The 15,991-nt window shown below is 71.4% G+C and carries 15 protein-coding genes and 1 pseudogene; 8 read left to right on the forward strand and 8 right to left on the reverse strand.

The window, feature by feature from the left end:
- Nucleotides 1–213: 213 nt before the first annotated feature.
- Genes LIP_RS08935 through LIP_RS18920 form a run of 5 tightly spaced genes read right to left on the reverse strand, consistent with a single transcriptional unit; the run spans nucleotide 214 to nucleotide 4,963 of the window.
- Nucleotides 214–2,133 carry a sensor histidine kinase gene (locus LIP_RS08935; protein ID WP_068137055.1) on the reverse strand — a complete coding sequence of 640 codons (1,920 nt, stop codon included), beginning with the start codon at nucleotides 2,131–2,133 and terminating at the stop codon, nucleotides 214–216.
- Nucleotides 2,130–2,813, reverse strand: a complete 684-nt coding sequence (locus LIP_RS08940; protein WP_068137057.1) for a response regulator transcription factor — start codon at nucleotides 2,811–2,813, stop codon at nucleotides 2,130–2,132. The genes LIP_RS08935 and LIP_RS08940 overlap by 4 nt, the downstream gene beginning before the upstream one ends.
- Nucleotides 2,773–3,423: a hypothetical protein gene (locus tag LIP_RS08945; RefSeq protein WP_068137060.1), complete on the reverse strand. Its 651-nt coding sequence runs from the start codon at nucleotides 3,421–3,423 to the stop codon at nucleotides 2,773–2,775. The genes LIP_RS08940 and LIP_RS08945 overlap by 41 nt, the downstream gene beginning before the upstream one ends.
- Nucleotides 3,424–3,447: 24 nt before the next feature.
- Entirely contained in the window at nucleotides 3,448–4,488 is a 1,041-nt protein-coding gene (locus LIP_RS08950) for an FAD:protein FMN transferase (protein WP_068137063.1), read from the reverse strand.
- Nucleotides 4,489–4,522: 34 nt separating this feature from the next.
- Nucleotides 4,523–4,963, reverse strand: a complete 441-nt coding sequence (locus tag LIP_RS18920) for a hypothetical protein (RefSeq protein WP_158509605.1) — start codon at nucleotides 4,961–4,963, stop codon at nucleotides 4,523–4,525.
- Nucleotides 4,964–5,446: 483 nt separating this feature from the next.
- On the opposite strand from LIP_RS18920, the gene LIP_RS08960 reads away from it, so the two are divergent.
- From LIP_RS08960 to LIP_RS08980, 5 genes are all read left to right on the forward strand, one after another.
- Nucleotides 5,447–6,592, forward strand: a complete 1,146-nt coding sequence (locus LIP_RS08960) for an ABC transporter substrate-binding protein (RefSeq protein WP_068137067.1) — start codon at nucleotides 5,447–5,449, stop codon at nucleotides 6,590–6,592.
- Between the two features lie 118 nt (nucleotides 6,593–6,710).
- Nucleotides 6,711–7,604: a branched-chain amino acid ABC transporter permease gene (locus tag LIP_RS08965; RefSeq protein WP_068137071.1), complete on the forward strand. Its 894-nt coding sequence runs from the start codon at nucleotides 6,711–6,713 to the stop codon at nucleotides 7,602–7,604.
- A 3-nt stretch (nucleotides 7,605–7,607) separates the two neighbouring features.
- On the forward strand, nucleotides 7,608–8,672 hold the full coding sequence (locus LIP_RS08970; RefSeq protein WP_068137075.1) for a branched-chain amino acid ABC transporter permease: 1,065 nt from the start codon (nucleotides 7,608–7,610) through the stop codon (nucleotides 8,670–8,672).
- A 118-nt stretch (nucleotides 8,673–8,790) separates the two neighbouring features.
- Nucleotides 8,791–9,528 carry an ABC transporter ATP-binding protein gene (locus LIP_RS08975; protein ID WP_068141813.1) on the forward strand — a complete coding sequence of 246 codons (738 nt, stop codon included), beginning with the start codon at nucleotides 8,791–8,793 and terminating at the stop codon, nucleotides 9,526–9,528.
- Nucleotides 9,525–10,247, forward strand: a complete 723-nt coding sequence (locus LIP_RS08980) for an ABC transporter ATP-binding protein (protein ID WP_068137077.1) — start codon at nucleotides 9,525–9,527, stop codon at nucleotides 10,245–10,247. The genes LIP_RS08975 and LIP_RS08980 overlap by 4 nt, the downstream gene beginning before the upstream one ends.
- A gap of 172 nt (nucleotides 10,248–10,419) precedes the next feature.
- On the opposite strand, the pseudogene LIP_RS08985 reads toward LIP_RS08980, so the two are convergent.
- From LIP_RS08985 to LIP_RS08995, 3 genes and pseudogenes are all read right to left on the reverse strand, one after another.
- Nucleotides 10,420–11,107, reverse strand: a pseudogene (locus LIP_RS08985) (thiolase family protein); the annotation flags it as partial.
- A 223-nt stretch (nucleotides 11,108–11,330) separates the two neighbouring features.
- Entirely contained in the window at nucleotides 11,331–12,149 is an 819-nt protein-coding gene (locus tag LIP_RS08990; RefSeq protein ID WP_198409473.1) for a LysM peptidoglycan-binding domain-containing protein, read from the reverse strand.
- A gap of 180 nt (nucleotides 12,150–12,329) precedes the next feature.
- Complete coding sequence (locus LIP_RS08995) at nucleotides 12,330–13,124, reverse strand: muramidase family protein (RefSeq protein ID WP_198409474.1); 795 nt, start codon at nucleotides 13,122–13,124, stop codon at nucleotides 12,330–12,332.
- 313 nt (nucleotides 13,125–13,437) lie between these two features.
- Here LIP_RS08995 and LIP_RS09000 point away from each other — a divergent pair, with 313 nt between their 5' ends.
- From LIP_RS09000 to LIP_RS09010, 3 genes are read left to right on the forward strand one after another with little or no spacing between them, the layout of a single operon-like run.
- Nucleotides 13,438–14,526 (forward strand): GNAT family N-acetyltransferase, encoded by a 1,089-nt coding sequence (locus tag LIP_RS09000; RefSeq protein ID WP_068137085.1) that lies wholly within the window; start codon nucleotides 13,438–13,440, stop codon nucleotides 14,524–14,526.
- Entirely contained in the window at nucleotides 14,523–14,975 is a 453-nt protein-coding gene (gene aroQ / locus LIP_RS09005; RefSeq protein ID WP_068137088.1) for a type II 3-dehydroquinate dehydratase, read from the forward strand. The genes LIP_RS09000 and aroQ overlap by 4 nt, the downstream gene beginning before the upstream one ends.
- The gene (locus LIP_RS09010; RefSeq protein WP_068137091.1) at nucleotides 14,965–15,918 is read left to right on the forward strand and encodes a CPBP family intramembrane glutamic endopeptidase; all 954 of its coding nucleotides are present in this window, start codon (nucleotides 14,965–14,967) and stop codon (nucleotides 15,916–15,918) included. Before aroQ ends, LIP_RS09010 begins: the two co-directional genes overlap by 11 nt.
- The last annotated feature ends 73 nt before the right edge of the window (nucleotides 15,919–15,991 follow it).

Here is a 15,991-nt window from a genome sequence, read left to right on the forward strand (position 1 = left end):
CCTTCCCCGCGCGCTCGGCACGCCGTTCATTTATGTTCGAATGGGTTCGTACATGATCTTCGACGTTCGATTGCGTTCCCCTTCAGGGAAGATCCGGTGCCAAGCGGGCCTTCGGGCGCCGTTCGGGATGGGCATGATCCGGCGGGTACCTGCGGGCTGCTACCAGGCGGGCGGGACGCTCACGGGGCAGACGGACCGGGCGAGGCGAGCGAGTCACGCGCGCCGGGGCGGGAAGGCAACCTGGAAGCGGCTGCCGTAGCCCGGCTCGCTCTCGACTCGAATGACGCCCCCGTGTTCCTGCGCGATCGCGCGGCAGATGGAGAGCCCGAGCCCGGCTCCACCGCGGGGGTCCCGGCCCGGCTCCAGCCGGACGAAGCGCTCGAAGACCCTCTCCAACTCCCCAGGCGGGATGCCCTTGCCCGTGTCGCCCACCTCGAGCCAGAGCCACGGCCCCGAGGGAACCGGGAGCGGTGCGCCGGGGGCTTCGGGCGCATGGGAACCGGTGGGGCCGGGGGCAGAGGCGGCCGGGGGCCCTGGCGGCGAACCCTCTCCCGTGCGCTCCTTCTCTGCGGGCGGATCGCCGGCCCAGGCCCGGACCCAGACCCGCCCCCCGTGTCCCGTGGCTCGAAGCGCATTCTCCACCAGGTTAGTCAGGATCTGCTCGAGGCCCACCCGCTCCACGGGCCAAGAGAGGCCGGCGGGGATCTCGCTTTCCAATGCGACCCCCGCCTCGGCCGCCCCCGGGCGGAAGGTGTCGAGGACCGGCGCCGCCACGGCCGCGAGGTCGACAGGATCCCGCGCGGCGACCTCACCCTGATCGTGACGGGCGAGCCACAGGAGGTGGTTGCTGAGGCGGGTCAGGCGGTCCACCTCCCGCCGGGCTGCCTCCAGGCTACGGCGGTATTCCTCGTCGGTCCGGCGGCGGCGCAGGGCGAGGTCCAGCCCCGTGCGCAGCCGGGCCAGGGGCGTGCGGAGCTCGTGGGAGGCGTCCTGGACGAAGCGGGCCTGAGCTCCGAAGGCCTTCTCCAAGCGATCCAGCATGGCATTGAGCACATCCACCAGCTTCTGGAGCGTCCGGTCCTGGGGTCGCTCCTCGATGCGGGCACTGAGGGTGCGATCGTCGATGGACCCTGCGACCCGGGCGATGGTCTCCACGGGCCGGAAGGCCCGCTGGACGGTCAGCGCGCTGAAGACGGCCACGGGCCCCAGCGCGAGCAATCCCAGGAGCCCCAGCCAGCGCGCCATCTGCTCGAGCTGGCGACCTACCGCCCCCAGGGGCACGGCCAGCGCCAAGTAGTAGGTGGAACCCGGGAGGCCCCCACTCTGAAGCGGCCTCACCGGGACCACCGCGAGCCGGTAGCTCTCCCTTCCCGGAAGCCCTGCGCGGGAGCGGCCCCAGGTGCCGAAGGCGATGCCCTCGTGAGCCGCTTTCCCCACCCAGGTTGAAGGCAGGGCCGGCGGCCCTGCGGCCGCGCCTGCCGGCCGGGGGGCCGGGGCGCCTCCGGTCGTTTGGGCCGCGGGGGCTCCCACGGTGCCCAGCGGCTGCGGGAGGGAGAGCCAGTCGCCCCGGGCGCCGGCCAGGCGGAGGAAGCCCTCCGCGATCTGCGGAACCCGGTCCAGGGCGGCTCGCACCGGCTCGCCCGCCTCCGCCTCGTAAAGCTGCTCCCGCACCCCCAGGAGCACCTCGCCGCTCAGGCGGGCCACCTCGTCGGGCGCCAGCCGCTCCCGATGCTCCAGCCGCTCCCAGAGGCCGTCCTTGTCGTGATCGTCCTCATAAGGCTCGTCGCCCTCGTGATCCTCGTCGTGGGCGTCTCCATCGCATTGGGTGCCGCGATCGGCAGGGGGATCGCCGGCGGCGACGTCCCAGGTTCCCCGGGGGTCCGCCGCACCCGGCGAGGCGAAGCCGACCGCCTGAGTGCGGAGGAAGGCGGCCAGGGAGTCCAGGGAGGCATCGACCGTCTCCAGCATCACGTGGCGAGCGGTGAAGAGGGCCGCGGCCAGGACCACGGCCACCAGCGCGCCGAAGACGACGGCCATGGTCACACCCAGGCGGAGCGGCAGGTTCTCACCCCAGGCGGCGGCAAGCCTGCGGACGAGCATGCCTCCCGGCCGGGAACGCCGCCAGCGGCTCATGCCGCACCCTCCTCCAGGGTGTACCCGACCCCCCGCACGGCCCGCAGCCGGGCCGAGGAGCCCACCTGCCGGATCTTCTGGCGGAGGTTCTTCACGTGGGCCTCCAGCGCGTTCTCCGAAACCTCCCACGGCTCGGACCACACCTGCTCCAGAAGGGTCTGGCGCTGCAGCACCTGCCCGGGATGGCGGAGGAAGAGCTCCAGCAGTGCGGCCTCCCGCGGCGTGAGGGTCACCCACGCCCCCCCAGGTCCCTCCAGGCGAGCCTGCTGTGGGTCCAGGGCCAGATCCGACGAGCGGAGCCGCCCCCCGGGCCCGACCAGCGAGCTCCGGCGGGCCAGCGCCTCGATGCGCGCCAGGAGCTCTTCGAAGGCAAAGGGCTTGGTCAGGTAGTCGTCGGCACCCAGCCGGAGACCCTTCACCCGCTCTTCCACCGCGTCCAGCGCGGTCAGGAAGAGCACGGGCGTGCCCAGGCCGCGGGCCCGCCACTGGGCGAGCAGGTCCTCGCCCCGCCGGTCCGGGAGCAGGCGGTCCAGGAGGACGACCGCGTAGGTCCGGTCCGCCAGGAAGAGCTCGGCCTCCTCACCGTCGGCCGCGTGGTCCACGCGGTAGCCTTCTTCGCTGAGACCCTGAACGATCAGCTCACTCAGGGCCGGATCGTCTTCTACCAAGAGGAGCCGCACCGGCATCCCTTCCCAGGGCCTGGGCCCGCCCCGCCTTCTCGCCGGTTCCGCCCTCGGTGAGCCGAAAGGCCACCCGGAGCGACGCCGGCAGCGCTCCCAGGCTCAGCAGCGCTCCCACCCCGAGCAGGAGCCGCACCCAGGTCGACCCCGCGTCGGTTCCGATCCAGAACCCGTGGAGGCTCGCCAGGAGGAGCGCCACCGGTACCCCCGCGTGGAGGGCCCGCCAGGTACCGTCCGGAAGCCACTCGCGTAGGTCGACGGCGAGCAACAGGGCGGCGACCCCCCACAGGGCCAGACTTCCCAGGGCGCTGGCCACCGGCTCGTACGTCGCCAGGCCTGGGACCAGGACCTCGCGTAGAGCATACGGCACCACCGGGTCCACGAGCAAGGCGAGGGCGTGGACGAGCCCAAAGAGAAGCCCCAGGAAGCCTGCGAAGTCGTGCACGGCGAGCCAGGGTCCCGGTGCCGCGCGCCTTCCCCTCCGGTACTCCGCGGCCATTCCCGCAGCCACCGACAGCACCAGCAGCGCGTAGGCGGTCAGCCCCCCGGCCCGGATCACGCTCCAGGTGAGCGAGCCTTCTGCAAAGAAGCGGAGAATCCCGCCCGTCACACGCCTGACCTCCTCCTGCCAGACTCACGTCCGAGTTCGGGCGGGGGCCTTCACCTGGTGCGGCACCCCGGCGTCGGGCAGCCGTCCCAGCGTGGCCGCGCGCCCGTCGCTCCCCACCACCAGGGCTCCCATGAGACCCAGGCGCCCCAGCCAATCCTCCCGCTCCCCGGGCGAGAGCACGAGGAGCACCTTGGCGCCGACGTCGGCGGCCTCCGCGGTATCGGCCCAGGCCGTCACGGCCAGCGCGTCGGTCCGAGCGGGCTCACCCGTCCGGGGGTCGATCACGTGATGGCGCACGACGCCGTCCTTCCACCAGCGCCGCCTTCCCAGAGAGGTGGTGGCCACGGCCCCGTCCCCCATGGGCAACCGGGCCAGGAGTCGCTCGGGGTGCCAGGGATCTTCCACGGTGAGACGCCAGGGGTGCCCCTGCCAGCCTCGGGCGGCCAGGTCGCCGCCGGCGTTGACCAGGGCGGGGCCCAGCGGCGCGACCCGCTCCAGGGCCCGATCCACGGTCCAACCCTTGGCCACCCCGCCCAGGTCCAGGCGGGTACCGGGTTCGAGGCGAACGGCCCGAATCGCGGGATCCAACTGCAGGCGGGCCGCCCTGGTCCGGGTGAACCAGGGGCCAGAGCGCGCGCCGGTGCCCTGCGGGTCCAGGGTCGACGCATCCGGGGCCCCCACGTCCAGAGGCGCCACGTCCAGGCGGGAGAAGTCCCGGTCGTAGCCGGCCGCCTCCAAAGCGGGCAGGATGCCGGCGTCGAAGAGCCCCCGGCTTCGCCCACGATGGTCCTCCGCCCGCCGGATCAGCTCCCAGAGCCCCTTGCTCACCAGCACCCACCGGCCCGGACGGGCGTTGAGCGCGGAGAGCTCGCTCTCGGGGCGAAAGCGCGAGCAGCACCGCTCCACCCGGGCGAAAAGCTCCACCGCCTGCCTCAGGCCCTCCCGGACCCGCGCCTCCGCTTCCCCGGAGACCACCAACAGGTCCACCGTGGTCCCCATCGCCCGGAAGCTGGCCGTGTAGGGCCGGAGCCGCCGCGCCTTGCGCCGCCCGGCGACGGGAGGCACGCGGTCACGGGGCTCAGGGTCACGGAGCCCGGAATCAAGAGGCCCTGGTGCGGAAGACGCGACGACCGGCCGCGGCCGGGACCCCAACCCCAGGGATCGCTTGGACGATGTGCTCTTCGCCGCTCTCCCCCTTGCCGCCGTCGTACCCGCCGTAGCCGCCGTACCACCGGAGGTCGTCGTCCCATTCGTGGTCGTCGTGCTCGTACCGGTCGTCATCGTCGAACCACCCTTCACCCGTGCGTACCCACGTCTCCGAGGAGGAACCGCCGGACCCGAAGCCGCCGCCTGCTACCGGGGGCGTCGCGGTTGCGCCTCCCTCCGCTGCCGAGGGACGGGCGCCGCCAACCGCATTCCCCTCCTGACAGCTGAAGATCCCCACCAGCAGCACCATGGCCGCCACGCTCGCCAGCCCGACGACCCACCTCGCCAACCGCTTGCCAAGCCCGCGACCTTTCCGGCCGGCCTTCCTGACCAAGGTCTCCGCCTCCGTTTCCGATGCGCGACCCCCACGCCGGCCGGGGTCGCGGCACCGATTGCGGCCCTCATGATAACGGTTCTCGCTGAAGGTTCCCTGAAGGGGAAGCGACGCGCCGGCCGCCCGACGCGCTGGGACCTCCGTACGATTTTCGTCGCCGCGAGTCTGTGCATCATGTCACAACCGGGGCGCACTGTGCAGATGCGGTGAGCATTTGGCGGGGGAATAGGGGAACGAAGAAGGAATCCGTCTCCTGACCACGAACGTGTTACCACATCGCTCCATTGGGGGAATCGGACCCTTTCGGCGCGCTTTTCACCTATCAGCATTGGTTGTCATTCGCTGTCAGACACCGGTCTTGCGCCGAGGAGCGGCGCTTACCGGGGGATCCGGTGCTGAGATCGCAATCATGGTGCGCAATGCCTGCACCCGCCGGAGGGTGGTCTTGCACCCATCACATACCCATACCGGGGAGGGAACGTCGTGCGCAGCTGGACCAGGCTTCTCGTCCTCGTCGTGCTAGCCGGTCTCCTGGCAGCCCCCGCTGCGGCCCAGGAGCCCATCAGGATCGGGGTCAACCTCGAGATGACCGGCTCCGTCGCCGCCTACGGGCAGATGGGCTGGGAGGGTCTCCAGGTCATCCGCAGCCTGGGCTACGACAAGGTGCTTGGGCGGCCGGTCGAACTGGTCCTCGTCGACAACAAGAGCGACAAGGTGGAGGCCGCCAACGCGACCACCCGTCTCATCAACCAGGGCGTGGTGGCCATCGTCGGCACCATGATCAGCGGCAACCTCCTGGCCGCCGGCCCCATCGCGGAGGAAGCGGGGATTCCCATCATCGGCCCGTCCACGACCAACCCGCTGGTCACCCAGGGCCGAAGCTACGTCTTCCGCGCCTGCTTCACCGACACCTACCAGGCGGTGATCGCCGCCCAGTTCGCCTACGAGAACCTGGGCGCCCGCCGGGCCGCGGTGATCTCCGACATCGCCCAGGACTACACGGTGGCCCTCGGCAAGTACTTCACCCAGCAGTTCGAGAAGCTGGGCGGCAAGGTGGTGGCCACCACCTACGTACGCACGGGCGACCAGGACTTCACCGCCCAGCTCACGGCGGTGGCCAACGCCAACCCGGACCTGCTCTACGTACCCAACTACTACACCGAGGACGCCCTCATCGCCCGCCAGGCCCGGGAGCTGGGGCTCACCCAGCCCATCCTCTCCGGTGACGGCGCCGACGCGCCCGAGCTTCTCGAGATCGGAGGCAAGGCGGTGGAGGGCCTGATGCACACCGCCTTCTGGCACGAGGAGGCCGCGGTGACCGATCTGGGCCGCCAGTACATCGACGCCTACCGGGCCAAGTACAACAGGGCGCCCAACTCCTTCGGAGGCCTGACGGCCGACGCCTACCTGATGCTGCTGCACGCCATCGAGAAGGCGGGCAAGCCCGATCCCAAGCTGATCCGGGAGCAGCTGGAGGCCATCGACGGCCTCGAGGTGGTCACGGGGCCCGTCATCGTCGAAAACGGGGACGCCATCAAGCCCGTGGTGATCCGGCGGGTGGCGGACGGCGACTTCCGCTACATGGCCACCGTCTTCCCGCCCGAGCTGAAGGCCTACGCGAACAAGTAGCACCCTGTGCCGGGCGGCCGGGGTCCCGTGCGACCCGGTCGCCCGCACCACTCCAGCAGCCCGGGTGCCCCCTGGGCGCGGGCGGCCCGACGGTGCGCGCCGGGAAAGCGGGTAGGGAATGGACGTTCAGACGTTCGTGCAGCAGTTCTTCAACGGCATCTCCCTGGGAAGCCTGTACGCCCTCATCGCCATCGGCTACACGATGGTCTACGGCATCCTCCGGTTGATCAACTTCGCCCACGGCGACGTCTTCATGGTGGGCGCCTACGTCTTCTTCTTCATCGTGGGCCTCTTCCGGCTGCCGTGGTACCTGGCCATCGTGCTCGCGATGGCCCTCACCGCCGGGGTGGGCATGCTCATCGACCGCACCGCCTACCGGCCCGTGCGGGAGGCGCCCCGTATCTCGGCCCTCATCACCGCCGTGGGTGTCTCCTTCCTGCTGGAGAACGGCGGCATCGTGGTCCTGGGCGCGCGCCCCAAGGCGTTCCCCCGTCCCGAGGTGATGAGCGAGGTGTACCAGGTAAGCGGGGCCAAGATCCTGGGGGTCACCTTCTGGGTTCCGGTCCTGGCGCTCCTGCTCCTGGGGCTGCTCCTCTTCCTGATCTACCGGACCAAGATCGGCATGGCCATGCGGGCCGTCTCCACCGACATGGAGGTGACGCGGCTCATGGGCGTGGACGTGGACCGGGTGATCTCCTACACCTTCGCGGTGGGCTCCGCCCTGGCGGCAGCCGGGGGGATCATGTGGGCCTTCAAGTACCCGCAGATCCAGCCCCTCATGGGCCTCTACCCCGGGTGGAAGGCCTTCACCGCCGCTGTGGTGGGCGGCATCGGCAGCATCGCCGGCGCCACCGTGGGCGGCTTCGTCATCGGCATGGTGGAGATCCTCTTCGTCGCCTTCTTCCCCATGCAGTCGGGGTTCCGGGACGCGGTGATCTTCGCGCTCCTCATCCTCTTCCTGCTGGTGCGTCCCACGGGTCTGCTGGGCGCCCCCCTGAAGGAGAAGGTGTAGACCATGCGCGTGCGCACCGAAACCTGGCTGACCTTGCTGGCCATCGCTCTCTTCGCCCTCTTCATCCGGTGGGCGGAGACCGGCCTGAACCCCTACTACCAGCGGATCCTCAACACCGCCTTCGTCTACGTGGTGGCCGCGGTCGGCTACAACCTCATCAACGGCGTCACCGGCCAGTTCTCCCTGGGCCCCAACGCCTTCATGGCCCTGGGCGGCTACACCGCGGCGCTGCTGGTGCTGCCGGTGGCCCAGAAGGAGATGGTCTGGTTCCTCGAGCCGCTCATGTGGCCCTTCAACGCCTTCAGCCTGCCGGGGAGCCTCTTCGTGGTCGCGCTCCTGGCGGCCGGGGTCGTGGCCTCCGTGGGTGGGCTGGTGGTGGGCTACCCCTCCCTACGCCTGCGGGGCGACTACCTGGCCATCGCCACCTTCGGCTTCGGCGAGATCGTCTTCGTGCTGGCCAACAACGTGATCCCCCTCACCAACGGGGCCCTGGGGATCAAGGCGATCCCCCAGTACACCCACCTTTGGTGGTCCGGAGGCTTTGCCGTGGCCAGCATCGTGCTGGTGCGCAACCTGGCCCTCTCGAGCTTCGGACGGGCCATGCGGGCTGTGCGGGAGGACGAGGTGGCAGCGGAGGCGATGGGGGTCAACGTCTTCCGCACCAAACTCCTGGCCTTCATGGTCAGCGCCTTCCTGGGCGGCATCGCCGGGGCGCTGCTCACCACGCTCATCACCACCATCTCCCCCACCCTCTTCACCTTCACCATGACCTTCAACCTGCTGATCATCATCGTGCTGGGCGGGCTGGGGTCCATGACGGGGTCCGTCGTCACCGCCGTCCTCTTTGCGGTGCTGCAGGAGGTCCTCCGCTCCCTGGAGGCGCCCATGCGGCTGGGGTCCTGGACGATCCCGGGCATCCCCGGCATGCGGATGGTGGTCTTCTCGCTCCTGCTCATCGTGCTCATGATCTTCTACCGCCGGGGCCTCTTCGGCCGGGGCGAGCTCTCGTGGGAGCCCCTCCTCCGCCGGCTTCCGGGAAGGAGGCGCGCCCATGCGCCCAACGCCTGAACCCGACGGGCAGCCCGCGCTCCAGGCACCCCCGGATCCGCGGCAAGGATCGCCCGCGGCTCGCGCCACCAGCCCCGACGGACCCGTGGCACCCATCCTCCACCTGGAGGGCGTGACCATGACCTTCGGCGGCTTGGTGGCCGTGGACCGCTTCGACCTCACCCTCCAGCCGGGCGAACTGGTGGGGCTCATCGGGCCCAACGGCGCGGGCAAGACCACGGTCTTCAACATGATCACGGGGCACTACGAGCCCACCGCAGGGAGGATCCTCTTCGAGGGCCAGGAGATCACCGGCTCCCCCCCCGACCGGGTGACCGCCTTGGGCATCGCCCGCACCTTCCAGAACGTCCGCCTCTTCGGTGGCATGACCGTGTTGGAGAACGTGCTGGTCTCCTATCACGTGCGGCTGCGCTCCTCGGTGTGGGGCGCCTTCCTCCGCCTCCCCGGATACAACCGGGAGGAAGAGGCCATGCGGGAGGAGGGCATGGAGCTCCTCCGGCAGGTGGGCCTCGGCGGCCTGGCCCACGCCGAAGCGTCCAGCCTGCCCTACGGCCAGCAGCGGCGCCTGGAGATCGCCCGGGCCCTGGCCACCCGGCCCCGCCTCCTCCTGCTGGACGAGCCCGCTGCCGGCATGAACCCCGAGGAGACCCGGAACCTGATGGCCTTCATCCGCCGCATCCGCGAGCAGTTCGGGCTCACCATCCTCCTCATCGAGCACGACATGAAGCTGGTGATGGGCATCTGCGAGCGCATCCGGGTGCTGGACCACGGGCAGTCCATCGCCGAGGGCGACCCCGCCGCGATCCAGGCGCATCCCAAGGTGATCGAGGCCTACCTGGGGGAGGAAGAGGCATGAGCGGCCTGCCCGTCCTGGTCCTGGAGGACCTCAACGTCTTCTACGGCGGCATCCATGCCCTCAAGGGAATCTCCCTCCGGGTGGCCCAGGGGCAGATCGTCACCCTCATCGGGGCCAACGGCGCCGGCAAGTCCACCACCCTGCGGGCGATCACGGGCCTGGTGCGGGCGCGCAAGGGATCGATCCGCCTGGACGGCCGGGAGATCCTGGGCCTCAAGGCGCACCGCATCGTCCAGCAGGGCGTGGCCATGGCGCCCGAGGGCCGCCGCATCTTCCCCAACCTGAGCGTGCGGGAGAACCTGATGATGGGCGCCTACCACCGCTCCGACGCGGACGGCGTCCAGGCGGACCTGGAGCGGGTCTACCAGCTCTTCCCCCGCCTGCACGAGCGGCGCGACCAGAGCGGCGGCACCCTCTCGGGCGGCGAGCAGCAGATGCTGGCCGTGGGACGGGCGCTCATGAGCCATCCCCGCATCCTCTGCCTGGACGAGCCCTCGCTGGGTCTCGCCCCGTCGCTCCGCCAGGAGGTCTTCCGGGCGCTGGAGGCGCTCCACGGCCAGGGACGCACGATCCTGCTGGTGGAACAGAACGCCCGGGCCGCCCTTCGCCTGGCGGAGTACGCCTACGTGCTCGAGACAGGGCGGGTGGTGCTGGAGGGCCCTGCCGCGGAGCTGGCCGAGAACGAGCAGGTCCGGCGGGCGTACCTGGGGGAGGGGTAGGGACGGGCCGGCTTCCTGTCCTCAGCTCATGAAGAGGCGCGACGTCTCACCCGACCCGGCGCGCTGACGAGCCCACACGGCAGGAAGAGGGCCATGGCGACCAGCAGCGCACCGACCGACGTGGCGTGACAGCCCGTCGCCTCGAAGTGGCCGCCGCTGCCTGAAGCAGGCGGGCCATGGCGTGCAGCAGGGTCACCAGGATGCGGGCACCGCTCGCGCCGATGGGATGACCCAGGGCGACGGCGCCGCCGTGGACGTTGACCCGATCGGTCCCCACGTCCAGCTCCTTCAGGACCCCGACGGACTGGGCCGCAAAGGCCTCGTTCAGCTCGAAGAGGTCGATCTCGTCCAGACCAAGGCGCGCCCGCCCCGTCGTTGATGCTGGAGGCGTTCCCGGCGGTGACGGTGCCGTCGGGCTTGAAGGCCGGGCGCAGCCGGCTCAGCGCTTCCAGGGAGGTGTCGGGGCGGGGGTCCTCGTCCTGCCGCACCACCACCGCCGGGCCCTTCCGCTGGGGCACCTCCACGGGCACGATCTCTGCGTCGAAGAATCCTTCGGCCTGGGCGGCGACCGCTCGCCGGTGACTCTCGTAGGCGAAGCGGTCCTGTTCCTCCCGGCCCACGTGGAACTCGGCGGCGACGTTCTCGGCGGTGATCCCCATGTGGACGTGCTCCATGGGGCAGGTGAGCCCGTCGAGTACCATGCTGTCCAGCAGCTCACCGTGACCCATTCGGTAGCCGTACCGGGCCTGGGTGAGGAGGTACGGCGCCTGGCTCATGCTCTCCATGCCGCCGGCCACCACCATCCGGTTCTCCCCAAGCAGGATGGAGCCGGCTGCGAGGACCACCGCCTTGAGCCCCGAGCACGGCCCACGGGCGTGCGACACGCGGCAACGATCGCAACCGGTTCCACGGGATCTCCCTCCCCTGGCATCCTGGCGCCCGGTGGCAACCGAATCATGCCTCACCGGACGCCTGAATGCGTCTTTGCCAGGAACGGGTCGATCCCTGCCTGGGACCGGGCGTGCGGAGACGCGAACCCGGCCGGAGACCCCGCGGGTGTCTGCCCGCGAGGTCTTCCAGAGGTCACTCCTCGGCGTCGAACGTCCTCACGGCCTGGATGGTGCCTTCAGCCCCGGCGGGTCCCATGGGCCGTGCCACCTGGCCGGCAGGTTCCGCTGTCACCCGCACAGGGCCGTAGAGGAAGAGGTCTACGATGTCGCCGGCCCCCGCCCAGACGCCGTTGCAGTTGGCCAGGTCCACGGGGACCCAGTCGGCGGTGGTGCGAAGCCGAAACCACGCCCGCCAGAGGTCGGCCCCCGGCGCGATCTGCCCGGGCGCCGGCAGGCCGTCCACCGCGACCACCACCCGGTTGCGGTTGAAGTCGAGCCCGACGACCCCCAGCGACCGGGGAACCAGATCGGTGGGGCTGAGCGGGGTGCATCCTCGCCCGCGAGGTGGGGGAGGCGGCGGAGGCGGAACCGGCGGCCTGCCGGGAATGCAGATCCGCTGGCCCACGACGAGCCGATCAGGGTCGACCCCGGGGTTGGCCGCGATGAGGTCCGCCACGCTGACGCCGAAGCGCTGGGCGATGGCGAAGAAGGTGTCGCCGGGGCGGATGATGTAGATCCGGCCGCCGGGGCACGGAGGACCAGGGGGCGTCACCCCCGGGATGCAGATGCTCTGCCCGACCCGGAGGACGTCCGGGTTGGTGATCTGGGGGTTGGCTTGGAGGATGGCGTCGACGGAGACGCCGAACCGCTGGGCGATGCGGAAGAGCGTGTCGCCCGCACGCACCCGGTAGATCCGGCCGCCGGGGCAGACGGGCGCCTGCTGTCCTACCGACCCGCTGAGGCCCGAGCCCAGCCGCTCCTTCATCCAGCTTGTTTGGCCAAGGTCTGGCACGTTCATCACCCTCTCAAGATCGATCTCCAGCCATGGCGAGGGACGGGCCTCATGCAGTCGTGGAGCCCGTCCCCGTCGGCTGGGACCATCCTACGCCTCCGGCGGCCCCACCGGAGTAGGACCGGACGTTCATGCGGCGGCCCTGAACCGGATCGAGCCGCTTGGGGCCGGCAGGACCGGCTACGTGGCCGCCGCCGGGGCCGGCAAGGTGGTCGGGCCAGGGATGCAGATGATCTGCCCCACCCGGAGCAACTCGGGGTCGGTGATCAGGGGGTTGGCCCGGAGGATGGCCTCGACGGTGACATTGAACCGCTGGGCGAGGGCGAACAGGGTATCGCCCGCGCGGATGGTGTACAGGGTTCCGCCGGGGCACGTGGGTCCGGGGGGTGCGGTCGGGATGCAGATCTGCTGCCCGATCATGAGACGGTCGGGATCGACGCCGGGGTTGGCCGCGATCAACGCGGCCACGGTGACGTTGAACCTCTGGGCGAGGGAGAAGTAGGTGTCTCCGGCGCGGATGGTGTACAGGAAGCCGCCTGGGCACCCCGGCGCGGGGGGCGCGGTCGGGATGCAGATCCGTTGCCCGATCATGAGACGGTCGGGATCGACGCCGGGGTTGGCCGCGAGGAGCGCGTCCACGGTGACGTTGAACCGCCGGGCGAGCGAGAAGAAAGTATCGCCCGCGCGAATGGTGTAGAGGAAGCCGCCGGGGCATGGAGGCTCGGGAGGCGCCACGCCCGGGATGCAGATCTGTTGGCCGACCCGGAGGACGTCCGGGTTGGTGATCTGGGGGTTGGCCCGGATCAGGGCGTCAAGGGAGACGCCGAAGCGCTGGGCGATACGAAACAGAGTGTCCCCCGACCGCACCGTGTAGATACGACCACCGGGGCAGGCGGGCACCTGCCGCCCCGAGATCCCACCAAGGCCCCAGGCCAGCCGCTCCTTCATCCAGCTGGTCTGACCCAGGTCTGACACGTTCATCACCCTCTCGTGAATCGCTGCTCTGCCGCGACCGGGGACGAGCTCCGACCCGTCGCCGGGCCCGTCCCGGTCGGCTGCTCCCATCCTACGTGGCCAGAAGTCCGATGGGACCGGGACTGGCGGACCGTCAGCGCCGCAGGCCCCGTCAGGCCCGCGCTCCCACCGGTCCTCGCCCTTTCACCGCGGGTCCGCCAGCGGCTGCACGGCCTGCGCCCACGCCCCAGGAGTTGGGGACCGGGGGGCGAATCCCGAAACCCACGGGAGCCGAATCGACCCGGAGGTGGGAACGCTGGAAGCGAGCCAGGAGATGGCGGGGGTCGGCGGCCAGCCGGCGGCGGAGGCGCCCACGAGGGCGGAGGCGGCGCCGGGGGCTGCCGCAGGTGAGCTTCACGTGGAGCTGTTGGAGGAAGAGGCTTTCCCCACCCTGGGGGCGTGGGCGGAGGCGGTGGCCCGGGTGACGCGCCGGGCCTTCGCTCGGCCGGCGGGCTGGGCTGAGGGCCTGGAGGGACCCGGCGGCGCCACGGAGACGGTCGCGCAGGTCCTGGCGGACCGCGAGCGGAGCGCCCGCATCTGGGTCGCCCGCACACCCGCCGGAGACGTGGCCGGCACGGTGCGGGGGGTGCCTCAACCGGACGGGAGCTGGGAGCTGAAGCGGCTGGGCGTGGTGCCCGAGCACCGCCGCGGCGGTGTGGCCGGGCTCTTGGTGCGCACCGTCGAGGCCGCGGCCCGGGCGGCGGGAGCCCCGACCGTGCGGCTGCACTGTGTGGTGGAGCGGCTCCTCCCGGAAGTGTACGCCCACCTGGGCTACCGGGTGGTGAAGCGCTGGGCCCACGCCGAGAAGGCCCTGACCGTGGTGGCCATGGAGCGGGACCTGACCCCACCGGCCGTCCCGTACCCTGGCCCCTGGGAGGCCGAGGCGGCCCTTCCGGCCCGGGGTGTCTACGTGCTCTGGCTCTGGCTGCCCCGGCGGATCCACCTGCCTGTACCGGCCCCCGGCGGGAGCGCCCTGGAACCGGGCCTCTACGCCTATGTGGGCTCGGCCCAGCGGGCCCTGCCGGCGAGGCTCGAACGCCACGTGGCCGGCGGCAGCGTCCGCCACTGGCACGTGGACCACCTGCGGGCCCAGGCTCTGGTGGTAGGGGCCGACGTCTGGTCCGAGGCGCCCCGGGAGACGGAGTGCCGCCTCGCAGAGCGGCTGGCCCGGACGCCCGGGGCCGGCAGGCGTATCCCCCGGTTCGGATCGGGCGACTGCGGGTGCGCCGGCCACCTCGTCGGTCTCGGCGGCCGCCCCGAGGACGTGACACCCTACCTGGCACCCCGGCGGCTGCAGCCGGAGCTTCTGGCCGTTTTCCGTCCCTTGCGCCGGCCGTGGGCCGAAGGGAGGCACGAGACATGAACGAGCGGATCCTGGTGGTGAACGGACCCAACCTGAGCCGCCTGGGCCGGAGGGAACCGGACCTCTACGGCCGGGAAAGCCTGGAGGACGTGCAGCGCCGCCTGGAACGGCGGGCCCAGGCCCTGAATTGCCAGGTGACCTTCGTCCAATCCAACCACGAGGGCGCCCTGATCGATGCGATTCAGGCCGCCGAGGAGACCCACGAAGGCATCATCCTCAACCCGGGCGCCTACGGCCACACCAGCATCGCCCTGCGCGACTGCCTGGCCGGCTCACCCCTGCCCGCGGTGGAGGTGCACCTCACCAACATCCACGCACGGGAGCCCTTCCGGCACCGGCTCCTCACCGCGCCCGTCTGCCTGGGGGTGGTGGCGGGCCTGGGACCCCTGGGCTACGAGCTGGCCCTGGAGGCGCTGGTGGCCCACGTGAGGAGCCGCCATGCTTCCTGATACGGGTCCCGGTCGCGCCCGGGTCGCGCTCTTCGTTGTCCTCTACTTGGCGACCGTCACCGCGGCCACCTTCGCCGGCGAGGAGCTGGCCATGGGGCTCTGGCCCCGCCTGGCGGGCCTCATGGGGGTCGAGCCGTGGCCGGGCACCACCATGCCCGAGGGCATGGGTGGCCTTGTCGGTGGGAACCCAGGTCTCTTCGTGCTGCGGGGGCTCGTGACCCTGGGGCTGGTGCTGGCGGTGACGGCCCTCTTCCAGTGGGGGCTCTGGCGGGGCCGGCGGCGCCTGGCCCACCTGGGGCTGGCCGGGCACAGGGCCGGGTGGGAGCTGGGAAAGGGCTTTCTCATCGGCGCCGCGGCCATGCTCCTGGTCTACCTGCTGCTCCTGGCGGCCGGCTGGGCCACCAGGCTGCAGCCGGCAGCGCCTTCCCGTGCCGCCAGCGGTGGCACCCTCCTTGGCCTCACGCTGGGCCTCACCTTCCTGGCCGCGCAGGAGGAGCTGGTGGCCCGTGGCTTCCTGCTGCAGAGCCTGGCCCACGCCTGGGGCTTCCCCGCAGCCACGGGGGTTCAGGCCGCCGCCTTCGCGCTCCTCCACCTGGCCAACCCGCACGCAGGGCTGGCCTCCACGGCAGGAATCTTCGCGGCCGGGCTCTTCCTGGCGGCCGGATACGCCCGCACAGGCCGGCTCTGGCTGCCCACGGGCGCCCACACGGCCTGGAACCTGACGGAGGGGGTCGTTCTGGGCTTCCCCCTGAGCGGGCTCGCCACCCCCAGCCTCCTTCAGGCCCGGCTCACAGGGCCGGCGGCGGCCACTGGCGGCGCCTTCGGCCCCGAGGCGGGATGGATCGCCTCGGCTGTGCTCGTGGTCTTTACCTTCTGGCTGGGGTGGGAGGCCTGGCTCGGCCGGGATCCTACCCGCCCCCGAGGGCCCGGCGGCGACTTATGAGGTCCGGGGCTCGGCTGCATGCGAGCGGACGCCGCCCGATCCCGTCCGGTGGACGGAGCGGGAACCTTTCGGG

Source organism: Limnochorda pilosa (assembly GCF_001544015.1).
GTDB lineage: Bacteria > Bacillota > Limnochordia > Limnochordales > Limnochordaceae > Limnochorda > Limnochorda pilosa.